Source organism: Ktedonobacter sp. SOSP1-85 (assembly GCF_016587415.1).
Lineage (GTDB): Bacteria > Chloroflexota > Ktedonobacteria > Ktedonobacterales > Ktedonobacteraceae > Ktedonobacter.
Window position 1 is genome coordinate 4,307,815 of the sequence record NZ_BNJI01000001.1, and the last position, 19,311, is coordinate 4,327,125.

At 55.7% G+C, this 19,311-nt stretch carries 13 protein-coding genes; 8 read left to right on the forward strand and 5 right to left on the reverse strand.

Annotated features, from left to right (window positions below):
- Nucleotides 1-109: 109 nt before the first annotated feature.
- Nucleotides 110-2,713 (reverse strand): tetratricopeptide repeat protein, encoded by a 2,604-nt coding sequence (locus KTE_RS18035; protein WP_201383216.1) that lies wholly within the window; start codon nucleotides 2,711-2,713, stop codon nucleotides 110-112.
- A gap of 396 nt (nucleotides 2,714-3,109) precedes the next feature.
- Between KTE_RS18035 and KTE_RS18040 the strand changes: the two genes are divergently transcribed.
- The 6 genes from KTE_RS18040 to KTE_RS18065 all read left to right on the forward strand — a co-directional run bounded on the left by KTE_RS18040 (nucleotide 3,110) and on the right by KTE_RS18065 (nucleotide 8,707).
- A complete protein-coding gene (locus KTE_RS18040; RefSeq protein WP_201383218.1) occupies nucleotides 3,110-3,640 on the forward strand; it encodes a hypothetical protein in 531 nt (176 codons plus the stop codon).
- A 46-nt stretch (nucleotides 3,641-3,686) separates the two neighbouring features.
- Nucleotides 3,687-4,217: a hypothetical protein gene (locus KTE_RS18045; protein ID WP_201383220.1), complete on the forward strand. Its 531-nt coding sequence runs from the start codon at nucleotides 3,687-3,689 to the stop codon at nucleotides 4,215-4,217.
- A gap of 420 nt (nucleotides 4,218-4,637) precedes the next feature.
- The gene (locus KTE_RS18050) at nucleotides 4,638-5,060 is read left to right on the forward strand and encodes a hypothetical protein (protein ID WP_201383222.1); all 423 of its coding nucleotides are present in this window, start codon (nucleotides 4,638-4,640) and stop codon (nucleotides 5,058-5,060) included.
- Nucleotides 5,061-5,065: 5 nt separating this feature from the next.
- A complete protein-coding gene (tnpA, locus tag KTE_RS18055; RefSeq protein ID WP_201379051.1) occupies nucleotides 5,066-5,464 on the forward strand; it encodes an IS200/IS605 family transposase in 399 nt (132 codons plus the stop codon).
- Entirely contained in the window at nucleotides 5,461-6,681 is a 1,221-nt protein-coding gene (locus KTE_RS18060; RefSeq protein WP_236600480.1) for a transposase, read from the forward strand. Before tnpA ends, KTE_RS18060 begins: the two co-directional genes overlap by 4 nt.
- Before the next feature lie 34 nt (nucleotides 6,682-6,715).
- The gene (locus KTE_RS18065; protein ID WP_201383224.1) at nucleotides 6,716-8,707 is read left to right on the forward strand and encodes an FUSC family protein; all 1,992 of its coding nucleotides are present in this window, start codon (nucleotides 6,716-6,718) and stop codon (nucleotides 8,705-8,707) included.
- 32 nt (nucleotides 8,708-8,739) lie between these two features.
- On the opposite strand, the gene KTE_RS18070 is transcribed toward KTE_RS18065, so the two are convergent.
- The 3 genes from KTE_RS18070 to KTE_RS18080 all read right to left on the reverse strand — a co-directional run bounded on the left by KTE_RS18070 (nucleotide 8,740) and on the right by KTE_RS18080 (nucleotide 14,407).
- On the reverse strand, nucleotides 8,740-9,966 hold the full coding sequence (locus KTE_RS18070) for an alanine--glyoxylate aminotransferase family protein (protein ID WP_201383226.1): 1,227 nt from the start codon (nucleotides 9,964-9,966) through the stop codon (nucleotides 8,740-8,742).
- Between the two features lie 74 nt (nucleotides 9,967-10,040).
- Nucleotides 10,041-11,024, reverse strand: coding sequence for a D-glycerate dehydrogenase (locus KTE_RS18075; RefSeq protein WP_201383228.1), 984 nt, complete (start codon nucleotides 11,022-11,024; stop codon nucleotides 10,041-10,043).
- A 167-nt stretch (nucleotides 11,025-11,191) separates the two neighbouring features.
- Nucleotides 11,192-14,407, reverse strand: coding sequence for an adenylate/guanylate cyclase domain-containing protein (locus KTE_RS18080; protein ID WP_201383230.1), 3,216 nt, complete (start codon nucleotides 14,405-14,407; stop codon nucleotides 11,192-11,194).
- A 336-nt stretch (nucleotides 14,408-14,743) separates the two neighbouring features.
- Here KTE_RS18080 and KTE_RS18085 point away from each other — a divergent pair, with 336 nt between their 5' ends.
- Nucleotides 14,744-15,745, forward strand: a complete 1,002-nt coding sequence (locus KTE_RS18085) for a PHB depolymerase family esterase (RefSeq protein ID WP_201383232.1) — start codon at nucleotides 14,744-14,746, stop codon at nucleotides 15,743-15,745.
- Between the two features lie 89 nt (nucleotides 15,746-15,834).
- Here the strand turns inward: KTE_RS18085 and KTE_RS18090 are convergent, their stop codons facing one another.
- Nucleotides 15,835-16,896: a GNAT family N-acetyltransferase gene (locus tag KTE_RS18090; RefSeq protein WP_201383234.1), complete on the reverse strand. Its 1,062-nt coding sequence runs from the start codon at nucleotides 16,894-16,896 to the stop codon at nucleotides 15,835-15,837.
- 280 nt (nucleotides 16,897-17,176) lie between these two features.
- Here KTE_RS18090 and KTE_RS18095 point away from each other — a divergent pair, with 280 nt between their 5' ends.
- Entirely contained in the window at nucleotides 17,177-19,288 is a 2,112-nt protein-coding gene (locus tag KTE_RS18095; RefSeq protein WP_201383236.1) for an SGNH/GDSL hydrolase family protein, read from the forward strand.
- Nucleotides 19,289-19,311: the final 23 nt, after the last annotated feature.

Here is a 19,311-nt window from a genome sequence, read left to right on the forward strand (position 1 = left end):
TTCGCTCGCTGGCGCTCCCTGGCAGGGGGATGCGTTACTTACGTACGCGCCTTTGTGTGGTTGTTGCGCATTAGTATTGTTACTATAGTTATCTTTATTTTAGTTATCTTTATTTGACGGAAGCTAGCCATTCGCGGACCTCTTCGGCATTGCCATGACCTATCTGTTCTAAAATCTTTAAGCTTTGTTCACCTAATTGTTGTGCTTCTTGTCCATGTCCTTGTAAGGCGGCAATGCGTGCTCGACCATATTGAGCCTGGGCTTTTTGATCGATAGCACCTTCTGGAAGAATATTTAACATCTCAGAGAAAGCGCCGTCTGCTTCTTGAAGCCTATTCTGGATAAGAAGAACATTACCCAGTTCGTATAATGCTCCTGCTGTCATCTGAGGAATACCAATTTGCCTTGACAATGCTAGGCTTTCTTGCAGGTAAGACTCTGCTTGTTTATAACTCCCTTTTTTGCCAGTTACTAAGCCCAAGTTGATGAGCAAAATACTCGTCCATTCTCGATGTTCAATTTGGCGTGCAATGCTAAGACCTTCTATGAGATGGGCTTCTGCTTGTCCAAAGTTACCTATTCCCATTTCTGCCGCCCCTAAATTTGCAAGTAAAGCACTCATTCGTTCACGATGCCCAACTTGGCGTGCTAATTCCAAGCCTTCTTGAAAGTACTCTTTTGCTTGTGAATAATTTCCTTGTTGACCAGCATTAACACCCAAGTTCATTAGAATAACACTTGCCATTTCGTGATCTTGCATCTGTCTAGCAAGAGTTAGACTTTCGTGTAAACATGCTATTGCTTCACTATATTCTCCTTGTAAATTTTTAACTGCTCCTAGCACTCTGAGGATAGCGCTAACACGTTTCTTGTCGTTAATTTGGCGCGCAATAGTTAGCCCCTCTTGTAGATAATGCTCAGCTTGAGAGTAATTGCCACTTTTCCAAGTAATCCAGCCCAAATCGTTTAGGAACGCGCTAATTTGCTCTAAGTCATTGTTCTCGCGTGCGAGGGTAAGCCCTTGTTGAAAGACGTCAGCTGCCTGGGGGAGTTTGCCTTGCTGCTGGAGGACCTGGCCGGTGTAGAGGAGGAGGGTGGAGAGGGAACGCTGGTCGTTGAGGGTGAGGGCGGCTTCCTGGGCGCGCTGGAGGTGTTGCTCGGCCTGGGCGTAGAGACCACGGAGCTGGAGGTAGGGGGTGAAGGCGATAGTGGCCTGGATAAGCTCGGGGAGCATGGCGAGCTGGTGGGCCTGTTCGAGGGCCGTGAGGATGGTGGGACTCTCAAGCTCAAGCTGCTCGTAGTCGCTGCTGTGCTCCGCGAGGAAGGCGCAGGTGTAGGCGACGAGGCGGCGCTGGGCGGCGTCGTGCTCGGGGGCGCGCTGGAGCTGGAGATAGGTGTAGTCGCGAATGGTCTGGTGGAGGGTGTAGCGGCTGGCCCCGCTGCTCTCCAGGATGCCGATGTCGATGAGGGTGTCGAGGATATCGACCTCGCAGGTGGCGACGGCCAGAGCTGCCTCCTCGGAGAAGGTGTTGGGGCGCGCCGGGAAGACAGAGAGGGCATAGAAGGCCGAGCGCGTGGCCGAGCTGAGCTGCTGATCGGTGACGGCGATGACGGAGTGTAGCGAGAGCTGGATATCGCTGGTCAGGCTAGGGTGCGACTCGACGGGACCATGTGGCTCCTGAATTTGCAGGCGCTCCTCGGCGTTGCTCAGGCGCTCCAGGGCGGCGGTGATGCGGCGCGTCTGCCCGCTATAGGTCTGTTTGCGCAGGTAGTTGCCCATGAGGGTCAGGGCCAGGGGGAGGCCGCCCACGGCATGAACCAGGTCCTGGGCCTTCTGCACCTCGCGATCAACCACGCCCGGCGCCAGGAGGCGCAGCAGGGTCATGCTCTCCTCGTCGTTGAGGGCCTGGATCTTCTTCGCGCCATCCAGGGCGATAAATGAGGCGATCTCGGGATAACGCGTGGTCAGCAGGTGCGCGCAATTGGAGCCGCCAACCTTGAAGGCCAGGGCCTCCTCAGTGCTCCAGGCGTCGTCGATGACCAGGAGCATATAGCGTGTGCCAATGGCGTTATGAATGGCGCGCGCCCAGGCGTGCACATCGCTCAGAGAGGCCATCTCTGTCGCGGAGATGCCCAGAAGGGTGCCCCAGCGACTCAGCAGGCCCAGAATGTTTGGTTTAGGACCGAGACCTGCCCAGAGAATGCCATCGCGGAAATGGGTGCGTACCTCGCGGTCATGGGCCAGGGCGATGGAGAGCGTAGTCTTGCCCACGCCAGGAAGACCATTGAGCGCGGTCAGAGCCACGTTGCCGCCCGTGAAGAGGCGGCGCTTGATATCGGCGAGCTCTTCATCGCGGCCAACCAGGCGAATGGCAGGCAGAAGCGGAACGGAGGGATCAACAATAGCCGCGGTAGGTGTGTGGGGCTCCTCGGCAGGAGATTCTACTTCATCGATATTTGAAGTGGTAGTGGCTGGGGGTTCGGAGCTTGCGTTGGGCACAAGGTCGAGTTCCTGGGCGGTCAGGCCGAAGAGCTGGCAGAGCTTGCGCCGAAAATAAGGATTGGGGCGCGTAATGCCGCGCTCCCAGCGGCTCACATTCACATGCGTGGTCCCGATCTGTTCCGCGACATCCTGTTGTGAGAGCGAGCGCGCCATCCGAGCTTCGGTGAGCTTCAGACGCGGTTGTGGCTCAGTTGAGGGAATGTGATCCACGTGCCATTCCTTTCTGGGCAACAGAAAATGATAAATATGTTTAATTGAATGATAACATATGATCTTTGCTCTGTACATGTTGATCAGGCATAATTAGATCAGTAAATCTACCTGCTACGTGAGGGAATACGCGGAATGGTAGAAGCCGGGCAAGGGGGGAGGGACTGAAGCGCATCAAACCCGGAGCGCGTAAGCGCTGGCAACTAAGGGACTGGCTGCCAGGGAGCGATGAGGAACTCTTCCCCAGAACCTTTTTTACTACTTATCCGAAAACCTGAGCACGAAGCGCTAGTCACGCGAGTGACGTTGGGTTTCGGAATAAGATCTTAGTAAGAAGGTAGCAAAACCAGGACACAGGCATTTCCGGGCACAGGCAACAAAGGAGCTGCGATGCATATGCAAGAGCAAGAATGCAGAGCGAATGTGTGGAATCCCGTACAGGGAACGGTGGCGACGCAGGCATATCCAGGTGTGCGGCGCGTACGCAGCATAGACCTTGTTCCATTTGAGGGCGAGGCCACACAGAACTCCGATGAATATGTCTGGGAGGGCGCGTGGGAAGCACCTGAACATATAGATGAATTCGCCGTTTCGGGCATACATGTTCAGAGCGAGCCACTGCACCAGGAAGCGATCGACTGGATCTACGAGGCCAGCCCGGCCGCCGAGATAAGTCGGATTACTACGCAGAAGCTTCCCCGGCAGCGTGGCCAGACCACTGGTATGACGCCGATCATCCTGGAGGCGAAGTCCACGCAATCCGCGGCGACGCAGGTAGAGCAACATGTACCCACCATGAGCAAGCACGAGCAACCTGTGAAAGGGAGACGCATCTTCCTCTGGCTATTGAGCCTGTTGGTGTTAGGAATCGTAGGCATCATAGTCTGCGGTTATCTGCTCGCCGCCATAGGCAACGGAACCCTGTAGAGCTGTACCAATAGCGCCACGCACTCACAAGGCAGGAGAAAACAGCATGCAAAGGCCAGCAACACGCAGTAAAAGCAAGATGACTTCAAGCGATCTGCGACGAGACAACGAAATCTTACACTTCTCCCTGCAAGATGCGTTGCCGCAAGGGCATATCATGGCCCTTAATCCCAAATTTGGTACGCTCTCCTATCTCTCATACGAGAGCGACCGCCTGCTGATGATCGCGCAGGAGCAATTTACCGGCACCGAGATGAGTGTTCTGCTCCCGCTGCTGGAAATGTTCCCCTACTACTGCCCATACGAAGTCCTGTACGCCAGCTTCTATAACGGCAGTGTCAGCAAGGAGAACGTCGAAGAGAGCCGCGAGAAGCTCGACCAGGCGCTGGAAGAAGGTCTATGGGACCAGGAGATGCGCCCGATTCGCGATGCCCTCTCGCGCACCCGCATCAAGCTGCGCAAGTTTGGCATTGACATCTCATCGATCCTGGCCACAGGCTACATCCTGATGGTAGCCTCAATGCCCAGGCCCATCATCAAGCCGCGCGAAATCGAGCGCGAAGCCATCGTCCTGTAACCAACAGCCCAAGTAGCTGCGTACGCCAGGGCACAGCCCAAGTAGCCGCGTACGCAAGTAGCGGGCCAAACACCGGGTTTGAGCAAAGGGTGCCATACACCACACCGTCCCTTTGCTCCCTCACCCCCGGTCGGCATGCGTGGGGTTTTGCGGTCCCCCCACGCATCCGATGCGGGTTCTTTTTTATTTTTGGCGCCGTTCGAGGTAATGGCTGGTTGCTTTTGGATTGGTGTTGGGTATACACTAATAGGGTGAAGGGTGAGCATTTCTGTTTTCCCCCGTTTTTCTCCTCTGAGAAGATGTACGGTGAGCCTGCGGGCCTGTGTATAAGCATGACCACAGTGGAATATTTCTCTGTATTACGTGGTGTGAGTTTGGTGTTGGGCCTGGTTCTATGCTTTTTTGATATTATGAGGTCTTATGAAAAAGTTGGTGCATTTCTCTGCTTTCTGGCGGCAGTTCCAGTTGACGCGGGCGGATCTGGCCTATGGGGCGCGCCTGATCCTGGTCGTACTGCCGCCTTTGCTTATTGGTCCCGCTATTGGTCAGAGTAAACTGGCGGCCATGGGGATGCTGGGTGGATTGTATACAGCCATTGGTGGCACGAGTGGACGCTATCGCGACCGGGTGGTGGATATGCTGTGTATCGCGAGCGGCATGGCCATAATTGCCTTCCTGGCGAGTGGCCTGAGCGTTAGCGGCGTTGTACTGGCGATAGCGGCCGCTCTGTTGATTCCTTTTATTTTGAAGGCCGGGCCGCCGCATTCCCCTCGCCTTCAGGCAGGGGTTAGGCGGCCCCTCTCGCTCTATTCTAGCATGGTATGGCATACCATGCTAGAATAGAGCGTATGAGAGAACAACATACGAAGCATGCCATATATAAAATAGCATACCATTTTGTATGGTGTCCCAAGTATCGCAAGACTATTCTGGTGGGGAATATCGCCACGTTTATTGAGGAAGAAATCAGGCGATTATGTGAGGCGAATACTTGGGAGATCGGCGCACTCAATGTACAGGAAGACCACGTTCACCTCTTTTTGAGTGCGCCACCCGCTATTGCGCCCTCTCTCATTGTTAATACCCTCAAAGGGATTACTGCGAGACAAGTCTTTAAGCAGCATCCCGAAGTCAAAAAACAACTGTGGGGTGGGAATTTCTGGTCTCGCAGTTACTACGTTGGCACCGTCGGAGACATGACCGAGGAAACCGTCAAAAAATATATCGAGTTGGGACAAGGGACATGAGAAAAACGTACAAGTACCGTTTAGCTCCCAATAAGACGGTGGAGAACAAACTCCATTGGGTTCTGGCACGTTGTCGAGAACTCTACAATGCGGGTCTTTCCGAGAGGAAGGATGCTTACCGTATGGCGGGCAAATCGATCACCTACTATGATCAACAAAATGTCCTTCCAGAGATCAAGGCAAAGATCAGAGAAGAGTATCAGGATATCGCTGCTCATGTCCTGCAAGATGTGTTAAAACGACTGGACAAGGCATTTCAACGGTTTTTTGATCGCTGTGCCAAAGGCCAGAAACCAGGATACCCGCGTTTTCAGGGTCGTAACCGCTATAACTCGTTTACCTACCCGGACGGCGCTGGCTGGAAATTGGATCAACAAACACGCCCGCCTGATAAGAAGGGCATGGTCAGAGTCAATCTGAAATTGACGAAGATTGGAACAGTGAAACTGCACCTGCATCGAGACATGATAGGCAAAGTCAAAACCTTGACCATCAAGCGCGAGGGAGAGCATTGGTATGCCTGTTTTAGCTGCGAAGTGGACAAGCCGGAAGCCTTGCCTAGCAGCTATGAGGATGTAGGGATAGACCTGGGTGTGACTCACTTTGCCGCCCTGTCCAATGGTGAATTCCTTGAGAACCCGCGCCATTATCGGAGAGCAGAGAACAAGCTCAAGAAGCTACAAGAGTCCTTGTCTCGCAAGAAGCGCGGCAGTCATCGCAGAGCGAAGGCAGTGAAGCGCGTGGCAAAGGCCCATCGTAAGGTCCGCAATCAGCGTGCCGACTTCGCTCACAAAGCCTCAAGAAAGCTCGTCAATCGCTATCAAGTGATCGTGCTTGAGGATCTCACCATGGCCAATCTGGTGAAACAGCCCAAGCCGAAGCAGGACGAAGAGACAGGACAGTATTTGCCTAATGGGGCGGCGGCCAAAGCGGGATTAAACAAATCAATAGCCGACGCTGGTTGGAGTCAATTTGTGGGAATGTGTACGTACAAGGCAGCATGGGCCGGGCGTACTCTCGTACAAGTTGATCCTAAGTACACCAGCCAGATTTGCCCGAATTGCGGGAATGTACGCAAGAAGACGTTAGAAGAGCGGTGGCATTCTTGTACGTGTGGGTGTGAACTGGATCGGGATACGGCCTCAGCGAAGGTCATCCTCGGTATCGGACGAAAACAGCTTTCGGTCGGGACGCGGCCAACGCGGGCAACTGCGTAGAAGCCTCTCCATTCTATGGGGAGGTACGTTCACTATGTTGGGAATATTTGGGACCTCAGCGGGGCGTGTGGGTCTACTGGTTACAATTGTCTTTGCCATGGTATTGAGTGAGGAGGGGAGCTGGCAGACCGGTATCTATGTGGCACTGTCTATGCTCATCTGTGGCCTGTGGGCCATAGTGCCGACACTGTTGCTGTGGCCGCTGAGACCCTACCAGCCGGAGAGACAGGCTGTGGCGAGCTATTACCGGGCGCTGGCCGTCTTTTGTAGTGCGCTTGAGGGCCCAATGCATGACGAGGGGCAGCGGAAAGCCCTCAAGCGCGTGCGTGGAGCGGTCTGGCAGACCTATAACCAGGCGCATAGCATGGTGGTTGCTGTGCATGCCGGGTCGGAGGAGACGCCCCTGCCTTTGCAGCGCCTCTTCCTCTTAACCCTGCACGCGGACCACTTCTTTCAGACGGCAATCTCACTGGCAAAGTTTGGCGAATCAATGCCACAGGTGGCGCGTGTGGAACCTGTGCGCCAGGCATTGAACGTGGCGGTCAGCGAGTTTGGGCGTGTCTTGCGTCAGGTGGCTGCCTCGGCCCTGAATGAGAAGGTGCTGGTAGAGACGAATGAACTGAATCGCAGGCTGGTAGAGGTGAAGGCGCGTGAGGATGAGTTGCGACGCCACATGCAGTCCCTGATGGCGCGCTACGCGGCGGAGCCAGTGGGGCGCGCGAGTACCCTAACGAGGGTTCACCTGACGCGGCTGGTGGATGAGGAAGATTATAAGGGGATGATGCAGGTCTTGCAGGTGTTGCGAACCTTCCACCAGGTAAGCAATGCCCTGCTGGTAATCGTCGCGATGCTGAAGCAACAGGACCAGGAAGAGAGCTTGCTCCAAACGGCGCTGCGCCTGGCCTATCGCCAGGAGGTAAAGCGCAAGAATCTCCTGGAGACCTTAAAGACCCAGTTCACGATGCAGTCGGCCACCTTTCGCCATGCCCTGAGAATCGGCCTGGCGATGGGGGTTGCCACAGCGATCTATAGACTGTTTGAGATACCGCATGGTTTCTGGATTGCCCTGACGATCATGGTGTGCCTCAAGCCGAATTATAGTACCTCGAACCAGAAACTGGCGCAGCGCTTTATAGGCACATGTATTGGCGCCTGCATTGCCGCCGCGCTGGTCGCCCTCGTACGCGTGCCATCCGAGATGCTGCTGCTACTGGCGGTCTTTGGCTTTATCGGCTTCTGCTACTACCAGCGCAACTATCGCGTCTTCGTGATGTTTATCGCCCCCTTCTCCCTGTTGCTTAACTCCATGGCCATGCCGGGTCAATGGGAGATAGCTCTTCTGCGCGTGGGCTGTACGCTGCTGGGCTGTCTACTGTCGCTGCTAGCGGTGCGCTTCCTCTGGCCGGAGTGGGAGCGTGAGCGCCTGCCCAAACGGCTGGCAAAGGCCATCGCTGCCAACCGCGATTACCTGCGGCGCGTGCTGGCGGGCTACGAGGGCCAGGAGAGCAGCATTAACGGTATACATAAAGTATATAAAGCCATGTCACTGGCCAACGCCGATGTCGCGAGTGCCTTTCAGAGCCTCATGGACGAGCCAAAGGGGCAGAGGGGAGATGTCGAGCGCTGGGACGCCTTGATTACCTATAATCAGCAGCTCGCCGATTGTATTACCGCGCTCTCCGCGCACATCCCGTTGATGGTGCGCGAACGGCGCAATCTCCCTCGCCTGGAGCGCTTCGCTAGAACCATAGACAACGTCTTATACCAGATCGAGGAGACGCTCCTTGAAGGCAAGCAGACGCAGGAGGTAAGCGGCCTGGTGGAGAACCTGCAAGAGTTGCAGGCGACCCTGCAAAGCCTGATTGCCGAGCGCCTGAGCTGGCAGCGAGCCAAGCATATGCAGACCCAGGCCATGAGCGCTCGTCGCCAGGCCTTGAAAGACCTCGTCCCCATGATGCTGGTTCTCGACGAGATCGCCCAATACACCACCGGCATGTGGAATACCGTGAAGATAGGAATACAGTAGCCGCATACGCCAGTAGCGGCTACTGTGGGGGACTAATGCGCCTGATAATAGGCTTTGGCGGCTTTGAGTGCGGCACCGGGTTGGGGGAGTGTGTAGCCACATTCAGGCAGGATATGTTCCAGGGCGCTCAAGACGGTGTAGATGTTCTGGCGGCTGGCATTGTAGCCCATCAGTCCGATGCGGATGAGGCGGCCTTTCAGCTCGCCAAGCCCACCTCCGACCTCGATGCTGTACTCGTTGAGGAGGGCCTTGCGTACAGCCAGCTCATCGACACCTTCAGGGATGAGGATGGCCGTGAGCACGGGAAGTTGGTAGCCTGGCTGGGCAAGCAGTTCCAGGCCTATGGCCTTGATACCGGCTTTGAGGGCATCGCCATGGAGCTGGTGGCGCGCGAAGCGGGCTTCGAGTCCCTCAGTGTATGCGATGCGCAGGGCTTCGTACATCCCATAGACAAGATTACTACAGATCGTATGGTGGTAGGCGTGATCGCCGTTCCAGTAGCGACTGAGCGCCAGGAGATCGAGATAATAGCTTTGAACAGGTGTGCTGCGCTTCTTAATTACCTCGACGGCGCGCTCATTGAGCGTCACAGGGGCCAGTCCGGGCAGCGCGCCGATACACTTCTGGCTGCCAGAGTAAGAGGCATCAATGTGCAGAGCGTCGACCTGCACTGGGAGGCCACCCAGACCACAGACGGTATCGACGACAAAGAGCGCGTTATGGGCGTGGGTCACGCGCTCAAGGTCTGTGAGCGGCTGATGCAGCCCGGTCGAGGTCTCCGCGATGGCGGTAGCGAAGATCTTGGCCTCGGGATGCTCCTTGAAGGCTTGCTCAAGCGCTGCGGAATCCAGGGGCTGGCCTGGCTCGGTCGCCAGTACAACAACATTAGCTCCGGCGCGGCGCGAGATATCAATGATCTTACCGCTAAAGTAGCCCAGGCTCCCCGCGATCAGAGTATCGCCAGGCTCAAGCAGGTTGGTTAGCACGGCCTCGGCCCCAGAGAAGCCCGAGCCAGAGACGCAGCAGGTCAGCTCGTTCTCGGTCTGGAAGAGCCAGCGCAGCAGCCCTGCGGTCTCCTGCATAATTGCGAAGAGCTCTGGATCGAGATGTCCCAGTTGGGGCGCGGCACCCACCCGTAGCACACGCGGATCAACATTGCAGGGACCAGGCCCCAGCAGCAGACGATAGGAAGGATTCAGCTCGGGAGGCGTAGCTCCCTCTGAGGAGCTTGTATATGGGCGGGCAAATGTTTGCGACATGAGTAGTTTTCCCTTCTAGTCATGTTATGGTGTGTGGTGCTGGATGACTTCCATTCACCATACACCATAACACATTATCTATTGACCTGGTTGGGTGGGCGCTGGCCCTGGGCGTGGGCCGCGATATTTTCGGCGGCCATAGTTGCCATGCGTGTGCGTGTTTTCAGCGAGGCGCTGGCGATATGGGGTACGAGAACCACGTTCTCCATCGTCAGAAGCTCAGGTTCAACGGCGGGTTCGTGCTCGAAGACATCGAGGCCAGCCCCCGCGATCCGCCCGGATTGCAGGGCGCGTACCAGGGCCTTCTCGTCCACCACCGGTCCACGCGCGGTGTTGACGAGAATTGCCGACGGTTTCATCAGTGCCAGCTCGCGCTCGCCAATGAGGTGATGGGTTGAGGATGCGTAAGGGACGTGCAAGCTCACAAAGTCGGACTGGCGCAATAGTTCATCCAGTTCAACATAGGTAAGCTGGTAACGATCCTCGATATCTGCCGGAAGGCGCTTTGTATTGTAGTAGAGCACATGCATATCGAAGCCCCCGGCGCGTTTCGCCATGAGCTGGCCGATGCGCCCGGCGCCGATGATTCCCAGCGTTGAGCCATGGACCTCGGACCCACAGAAGAGGAGGGGGCCCCAGCCGGTAAACTTGCCCGCGCGCAGGAATCGTTCGGCCTCGGGTACGCGCCTGGCGGTTGCCAGCAGCAGGGCGAAGGCCAGGTCGGTGGTGGTATCCGAGAGAATGCCCGGCGTATTGCTTACCGCGATCTGCTGGCGAGTCGCGGCCTCGACATCGATATTGTTATAGCCGACCGCCATGTTCGCCACCAGCTTGAGGCGAGGCGAGGCGCTGGCGCAAGCCTCTAGTAAGCGCGCGTCGATGGTATCGGTAAGCAGGCAGAGCAGATAGTCATGGCCGGGGACGCGGCGCAACAGTTCTTCCGGAGACCAGATAACACCCTCGTCCATATTGGCCTCAACCTCGCCAATGGCATGCAGGAGGGAGTAGGCGTCGGCAGGGATTTTCTGCGTCACAAGAATCTTCGGTCGCTCAGGCATGCAAAGACCTCCAGAAAAAATAGCAGTGAATTGGGAAAAGGGAGAAGCGGACTTTCATTGTAGCAAACGTATCGCTGGAGGTGCAAGCTAAAGCAGTGCATTTGTTTAACCTGGTACAAAAATAGAGCCGGGAGGAATTAGCCTCCCGGCTCTATTTTTGTACCAGGTTAAGATGTGAGGCGCTCGGCGACGTCGTTGAGGCGACGCAGGAACTGACGATCCTGGAGACGCTCCAGGGTGGGGCGCGCCATGTCAAGGTACCTGCGGTCACCCGTGCGCTCGGCGAGCACGATATCCAGGCGCGCGGCATGGACGACTTCTTGATATTGTTCAAGCTTTTCCAGGGCGCGGGCAAAGCGCTCGTTATCGTTATTGAGTAACGCGTAAGCAGCCTCAATATACTGTTTGAAGGAATCGCTTGAGCCTAAGCCATCACTTTGGGTGTTGGTAATAAGCTCTTCTGGAAAAGCTAAGTTGCGTTCAAGGCAGAATAGCAGTATTACCCGTGCCAATCCTCCTTGAATCTCTGTTAGCTTTAAAGAGGTCAGCGAGACATCATCAGCCTGAAAAGTACTAATAATATTAGTAAATTGTTCACCCAAAGTAGGGACCTCGCCAAGGAAACGGCGTAGGAATGATGCAATGGCATCAATAGTTGGTCGATCTTCGCGGGCTAATGCCCAGCGGAGGAGATTAAAATAGCCTTCAAACATTTTGAATGTGCTCAAGTCATTGCTGCTTTGTTCACGTATCTCTTCCGCTTTGGAATAGAGTGTGTCAAGCAAATCCCAGCGACCTGCAATGAAGGCAACCACCATTACCGTGGAGAGAGTAGAACTCAGATGGAGCAGAGATTGACCCGGGCGCATGCTTTTTAATTCTTGCTGAATAAGATCGAAGCAGGTGTCATAGTTGCGCAGAGCGGCATTAGAGCGAATGAGCATCTGTAGCGCATCGCCTTGTTCCGACGCGGAGAGGTTAGCGATGGCACGACGGCGTTGAATGGGTTGGAGCGAAGCCTGAAAGTCATTTAGGCGTTGGTAGAGAGATGCCTGAGCATCTAGTGCCTCGCTAAGGGCTTGAGAATCGCCCTGTTGTTCAAAGTAGGCGGTGGCATCTTGCGCGATATTGAGTAGTTGCTGTAACTCTTCATTGCAGGCCTTCATGTAGTGTGAGAAACAGGGAACGAGCTGGATGCGCCACTGTTCGTACTCGTTACCGGAGGCTGTGGCAAGAGCCTGCGCGCGCTTCTGGAGAGTGGAAATATGTTCAGCTACATTCTCAAGGCGTTCATACTCACCAAAGCGTGTATAGTTGATGAGCAGTTTACGCAAGAGACGTGCTCCAATCAGGCTTTGAGCCGCGTCTGGTGTATGTTCCGCGTATTGTTTCTCCCAGTATGTGAAGGCTTGTCGATAAGCTTCTGCCGTGGTGAACGACCAGTAATAGCAGTCGCCCAGGTCTTCGTAAATGGAGATTAGCTCTGTCTCCGGTGCGATGGCGATGGCGCTCTGGAGGTAGTTCTGGGCCTCGAAGTAAGCCCCGGCGTGACTGGCCAGGTGGGCGGCACGGCGCAGGAAGTGGAGGGCCTTGACAACATCGAACTGAAGCTGGGTACGAATGGCGGCCTGGCGCGAGAGGGTTACGGCCTCGCGATAATGGTAGGCGATTAGCTCGGCGTACTCATCGAGATGGTCAGCATTGAGTGTCTCCAGCGAGGTCGCTATCTTCTCGTGTAGGCGTATGCGCTGTGTACGTGCGAGGGTGCCATAGGCGACATCGCGGAAGAGGATGTGGCGGAAGGCATAGGTCTGGCCCTCCGATGATACGAGAATGTCACGCTCTAGCAGGCCATCAAGCGCCTGTTGTAGCTCGCTCAGGCTATACTCGCTCAGGACCTCGGCCAGCATGGTCAGCGAGAGGGCACGCCCGGCGACCGAGGTCACCTGGAGCACCGAGCGCTCAGGCCGTGAGAGCTGATCCAGGCGCGCCTGCACGGCGGCATGGACCGTATCGGGGAGCTGTTCAATACTTGCGGCGTTTCCAGTGAGGCCGCGCTCTTGCAGGCCGCGCAGCAGCTCCAGGGCGAAGAAGGGATTGCCCCCCGAGCGCTCAACGATCTGGGTGCGTACAGCCTGAGGGACGTCCTGCATCAGGCGTGAGATCAACTCCTGCGTGTTGCGCGGCGAGAGGGGTTGCAGGGCCAGGGAGGTGAAGTTCTGGCGCCCTCCGCCCCAGTTAGGACGGCGATCCAGCAGCTCGGGACGGCTGAGCGCGATCAGCATGAGGGGGGCCTGGGTACGCAGGTGGGTGATGTATTCCACAAGATCGAAGAGACTATCGCTGGCCCAGTGTAGGTCCTCGAAGATAATGATGCGTGGGGCCTGGGTCGCCAGGACCTCGATCAGCAGTCGCCAGGCGGAGAAGATATTCTCACGGTCGGTCGTGGTCTCGCCCTCAATACCCAGGGTTGCCAGGATCAGGTCTGCCAGGCGCTCCGCGTCCGCTTGAGCATAGGTCGCGTTGAGAAAGACACGGGCCACGTTCGCACGCGTCATATCACTCTGAATAAGCTGGCTCAAGAGGCCGCGCAGGGGCCAGTACGTCAGGGTCTGGCCGTAGGGGAGGCAGCGTGCCGTCGAAACCTGAAAGCTTTCATCGGGGTCCAGGCGAGCGAGAAACTCTTCCAGCAGGCGCGTCTTCCCGGTCCCAGCGGGCGCGGTAATAGAGACAAGCTGTGGACGCTCCTCCTCCAGAGCGCGGGCCTGTAGGAGTGCGAGCTGCATCAGGTCTTGCTTGCGGCCAACCAGGGGCGGGCGCTCAACCTTGCGCGTGGCGCGAGGTCCTTGCAGTGGATAGACCGTGAGGGGTTTGCTCTTGCCCTTGACCTCGGCGTGGCGCGAGGCCTCGAAGAGGAATGCATGACTGGCTGCGGCATAGGTCCGTTCTCCGGCTAAGATCTCGCCGGGATTGGCGTTCTGCTCCAGGCGTGCCGCCACGTTCACGGCATCACCAGTCGCCATGAACTGATTGCTAGTAGAATCGCTGGTCGCCATGACCTCGCCCGTATTGACGCCGATGCGTAGCTGGAAGAGGGAACCCAGCATCTCATCGTCGGCGACGGCCTTGCGCAGAGCCAGGGCGGCGGCCAGGGCGCGCTCGGGATCATCACCATGGGCCTGGGGGAGGCCAAATATCGCCATGACGGCGTCACCAATAAATTTTTCCAGCGTTCCCCCGTGCTGGGGAATGACCTGGCGTGCATGTTCATAATAACGACCCATCAGGGCGCGGACATCTTCGGGATCCAACTCATCACCCAGGGCGGTCGAACCAGTGACATCGGCAAAGAGGATACTGACAAGCTTGCGCTCTTCTGGCATGAGGACTCCTTTAGCACATTGAAAGAATGCAAATAAATGTTGATCTTGCTTTTCTATACATTCTAGCATAGAAGATTGCAAATATGCTGTTTGCCCGCAATTGGCGTATGCGGCTACTGTGTAGTTGCCTCACGGAGCTTACCTAAACGAGTAAGGTGTGTGGGGTGAGAAGACGCTAGGGGCGGCGGCAGAGTAATGGGAGAAAAGATAAACTGTACCTAAATTACTGAGTAATACGTTGTAGAAGAAAAGCCACCTACGTCAATGGCAGAGATAGTTTGAACTCGTAAGCAAGCACAAAAAGGAGAATGGAAGCGTGAGAGGAGGCCTATGCGTATGAAACAACGAGATACGCTGTTGGGGATAGGACTCTACGGGTGGGTGGTATTAAGCCTGTTGCTCACGGGCTGTGGTGGGGTGTCGCAGGCGCAAGAAAGCGCCATAGCGAACAAGAACGCGAAAATGACTCCAAAGATCGCGAATGGATGTGGGAAAGACGCTGAGGTGAAGGCGGGAGATAGCGAAGACGAGACGATGACTGCCGATCCCAGGGTTGCCAATGGCAATAGCATGCGCGATTATTATATTCATGTGCCGACTGGCTATAATAAGACGCAGAGCATCCCCCTGGTCCTGGTATTTCATGGGACGGGGGCGCGAGGCTCAGACATGGAACAGGTCACGGGACTCTCGCAGTTAGCGGACCAGGAAAATTTTATTGTGGCCTATCCCCAGGGGTTGAAGGATAACAACGGACAGACCTTCTGGGCCAGCATTGGTACAACTCAGCAAGGTATCGATGAAATCCGCTATGTCGATGATTTGCTGGATAACCTGGAGCAGAGCTTCTGTATTGATGAGCAGCGCATCTATGCCACAGGTTTCTCCAATGGCGGCGGCATGAGTTGGTACCTGGCCTGCAACTTGCCGGAGCGGATCGCGGCCTTCGCGCCAGTCTCGGGCAATTTCTATGACCTGGATACGGGCTGCAATATCAAGAAAGGCGTTCCCATTCTGGATGTGCATGGTACGGGCGACACGGTTGTGCCCTACATGGGCGGGCCTGCACCCGAGAAGCCAGATCTCCCCCTGCCATCGGTCCCGCAATGGCTCAATGAATGGGCTAAGCGCGATCACTGCGCCCAGGGACCCAATACCTTTTTCCAGAGTGGCAACGTCACAGGAGAGGAGTGGATACGCTGTCGCGATGGCTCCTCAATTGTGCATTATCGTATTGAGGGCGGCGGGCATGCATGGCCTGCTTCGCTTGGTGGCTCGCCCTCCGCGTCGGAAACCATCTGGAACTTCTTCAAGCAGCATCCACTAACATATTCGTAAGGTCTCCTCGGCGCCTATGACGCCTCGCAGGGGTATGGTGTGTAGTAGCAGTGCCGCAGGCATTGCTACTACACACCATACCCCTTTTTTTATCCCAGGTAGCGATAGAGGAGGCCGCCGAGCGAACTGGCGACAGGGAGTGGGAGCTGTTTCCAGGTAGAGGTGAGCAGGCGATACTTCCAGCTTTGCTCAGAGGTCGTGGCCAGGCCCGCCTGACGGGGATAGTAGTAGTAGGGAAGGGGGGTCAGCTCAGCGCCCCAGCGGCGTTTAAACTCCATCAGGCCCTCGTTGTCGCGGGCGGTGCGCCCCATATCGAGGACGCGGTAACCATGCTCACAGCCCCACTCGATGGCGTGCCACATCAAGAGGTTATTGGGGGCCAGGCGCAGGTAGCGTTCATCGGAGGCACCATAGGCATAGCGCAACGTCGTACCGGACCCCAGCAGGACCATGCCAGCAATTGGTTGTTGCTCATACTCTGCCAGCAAGAGGATCATATGCTCACCTGGGGCGAAGCTCTCCCATAGTTTGTGAAAGAAGGCCGAGGGTTGGGCAGGCATTCCATGCTTGCGTGTGCGTGTGAGCACATGGAGCCGGTGATAGGTTGCCACATCGGCGGTGCTATCTGCGACACGAATGGAGAGGCCGTTCTTGCGCGCCTTCTTGACCTGGTGCTGTACAGGCTTGCGCAGGTGTGACCAGGCGAGGGCGGGATCGCTTTCCAGGTTCAGGCGCCAGGTGACATAGAGATCACTCTCGACGAAGGCTGGATGATTGGCGAGCAGAGGATTGGTGCCAGTGCGTAGCTCAAGATAGCGTGCCTTACGCTGGCGTGTCAGCTCGATAGCCTGCTCGAGTAGTTCGAGCGCGCTCGCCTCATTCTGTGCCAGCAGGGGCGCATGATCGGAGAATGGGAGCGAGACGAGATGTGTTCCCGCCAGTGGACTGCGCACAGTATAGAGAGAGAGGGTGCCCGCGAGCGAGCGAGCGGGGTCACCTGCCCCAGCGGTATAGCTCTCCAGGTGCGTGGGTTTAAAGCCATAGACGTGTTGGAGTAGATCGAGCCAACCTGGCTGGCTATAGAAAGACGCCTGCTCATGCTGCTCAATAAAAGCCTGCCGAGAGGTTTGTATTGTCGTAGTTTCAAGCATAGTCCTATCGCTCTCTCCTGTATGCATAAAGTTGCTTATATTGTCGTGCTTGAGTATACCTGGAAGAAGTTGTGATGGCGTTGCGATAGTGGGTTCGTTTGTGTTTATATGCGTATATACGAACGCATATATGATGCTGGCAATGGCTATCACCTGTACCATATCACCACAGGAAGCAATGCGATCCAACCGCTTCAGCACCACATTAGTTATCGCAAATACACAGCTAAATGGTAACGTCTCTTTAAGAGCGTATTTACGAAATGAAGGGACGATAGACGTGCGACAGACAATATCACGTTCGCGCTGGCCACTCTGGCTCTGGTATGGATGGATACTGGCGTGTCTGCTCCTGGCGGGCTGCGCAGATTCGAAGGCAAGTGGGCCGCCAGCGCAGGGAACAGAAACGCAGACCAAAAGTACCGTTAAGCCGATCCTGCCTGGCCAGGAGACCTGGAAGAACAACGTCTCATCGTATCTCTTTGGCACAAATGACTCAATAGAGTGGACGCCAAACAACATTGAGACGATGCCAACAATTCAGAGTATGATGAAGTCGGCTGGTATTCCCTTGATCCGCTCGTTCTTCTTCTCCACGATCTCAGATAAGGATATAGATCAGCGTATAGGGACCATTGAGAAGATCGGCGCGCAGTGCCTGGTGGTGCTACCCGACTATGATAATCAGGCCTTTAATGAGCATGTAGTGCGTTACCTGGGTTCGCGCTGTCTCATGTATGAGTTCGGTAATGAAGCCAACTACAACCACCATACTATGCAGGACTATATCGCCCAGTGGAATAAGCAGATACCACTCTTGCGCCAACTCAATTCAAAGGCCAAGTTTTTTGGTCCCACACTGAGTAATATCAATATTGAGACTAACAATGAAAAATCTTCGCCACGTTTTCTCTCAGCCTATCTTGCATCAATCAAATCCTCAAAGGTCTTGCCAGACGTCTTAAGCATCCACTGGTATCCCTGCTGGCAGAATACTGAGGCTGATTGCCTGGGGAAGGCGAGCGAGATTGGCTCCATAGTGACACAGTTACGCCAGAATGTGCGCGCGAGCCTGGGGCAGGACTTGCCTATTGCCGTGACCGAGTGGAACTTTGATCCAAACGCTCCACCCCCGGCCTATGGCAACAAAACCGATTTCATTACCAAATTCACCAGGGATGCCCTCAACGCCATGATACAGGCCGGTGTGATTATGGCTTGCCAGTATGCCGCGGGCAGCTATACCGGCTATGGCGGCCTGGACATGTTTGATGTCATTACCGGTCAGCCTAAGCCACAGTTTCAGACCATCAAAGAGTTGATTCAGACATATAAACAGGGTCCGACCGTCAGTGGCGGCAATGGGCTGCTGGTGTCGCGTGGCAAGCCCGCCTTCTGCCAGAATAACGAGAATGCTGGTGGCCCGCAGAGTATCAATGATGGGCAGTATGGCAACTGGGGCAAGTGGGATGCTACACAACAATCGCTGCCAACCTGGTGCGCGATCCACCTGGATAAGGGACCCAGCAAGCTGCTCTTTATCTGGGTGTGTGATTACCAGTTTGACTACATCAACGAGAATGGCGCGGGACCCGGCGCGTATACCATCGCCGTCTCGGACGATAGCACAGATGGCAGCGATGGTCACTGGAAGACGCTGGTCTCGGTCACCGGCAACGCCACACGTGTGCGTGAACACCTGCTGGACTTCAGTGGTGAGAGTTGGGTCAAAATGACCGTAACTCAACTTTCGGCGAAACCACTGCGTGGCGACTTCGCCATTGACGAACTGGAGGCCTATGACGTCTCACAGAACGCAGACGACAGCTACTTCTTCTCTGGCGACTCGATTACCGCCATGGCCTATAACCGCTATCCAGAAGATCAGCCCTCGTTTGCCGAGGACGTCCACAAGGCTTTCCCACAGCGTTTCCCCGCAATGCTGGACGCGGGCCTGGGCGGCTGGAATTCGCAAGGGGCGGTTGAGCATATCGACGAATGGCTCCAACTCAACCCCGATATCCACTACTGGCTATTGCAATGGGGGACAAATGACGCGCTGGGCCAGGTCCCGCCCGAGAAATACGAAGCCAACATCCGCCAGCTCGTCCAGAAAATCAAGCAAGCGGGCCATATACCGATCCTGGCGCACATCCCTTCTATGAACCGCCCAGGAGGAGATAACACCGCCGTCAACACCTTAATCCAGAGCTATAACACGGCCCTCGACCGGGTCACAAAGGATGAAGGGCTGATCAGTGGCCCAGACCTGTACAAGCTCTTCTCACAGCACAAAGAGTACTTCTTGCCTGATGGCATCCACCCCACCGCCGTAGGCGCCATCGCCATGAACAATGCCTGGTTCGAAGCCGTGCGTACCAAAATTAATTAATGGAGAGAGGGCAGAAGAGCGTG

Coding starts and splice junctions, on each gene's coding strand:
- KTE_RS18040 (WP_201383218.1), top strand. CDS start 3,110: ATGCAAGAGCAAGAATGCAGAGCGAATGTGTGGAATCCCGTACAGGGA.
- KTE_RS18045 (WP_201383220.1), top strand. CDS start 3,687: ATGCAAAGGCCAGCAACACGCAGTAAAAGCAAGATGACTTCAAGCGAT.
- KTE_RS18050 (WP_201383222.1), top strand. CDS start 4,638: ATGAAAAAGTTGGTGCATTTCTCTGCTTTCTGGCGGCAGTTCCAGTTG.
- tnpA (WP_201379051.1), top strand. CDS start 5,066: ATGAGAGAACAACATACGAAGCATGCCATATATAAAATAGCATACCAT.
- KTE_RS18060 (WP_236600480.1), top strand. CDS start 5,461: ATGAGAAAAACGTACAAGTACCGTTTAGCTCCCAATAAGACGGTGGAG.
- KTE_RS18065 (WP_201383224.1), top strand. CDS start 6,716: ATGTTGGGAATATTTGGGACCTCAGCGGGGCGTGTGGGTCTACTGGTT.
- KTE_RS18070 (WP_201383226.1), bottom strand. CDS start 9,966: ATGTCGCAAACATTTGCCCGCCCATATACAAGCTCCTCAGAGGGAGCT.
- KTE_RS18075 (WP_201383228.1), bottom strand. CDS start 11,024: ATGCCTGAGCGACCGAAGATTCTTGTGACGCAGAAAATCCCTGCCGAC.
- KTE_RS18080 (WP_201383230.1), bottom strand. CDS start 14,407: ATGCCAGAAGAGCGCAAGCTTGTCAGTATCCTCTTTGCCGATGTCACT.
- KTE_RS18085 (WP_201383232.1), top strand. CDS start 14,744: ATGAAACAACGAGATACGCTGTTGGGGATAGGACTCTACGGGTGGGTG.
- KTE_RS18090 (WP_201383234.1), bottom strand. CDS start 16,896: ATGCTTGAAACTACGACAATACAAACCTCTCGGCAGGCTTTTATTGAG.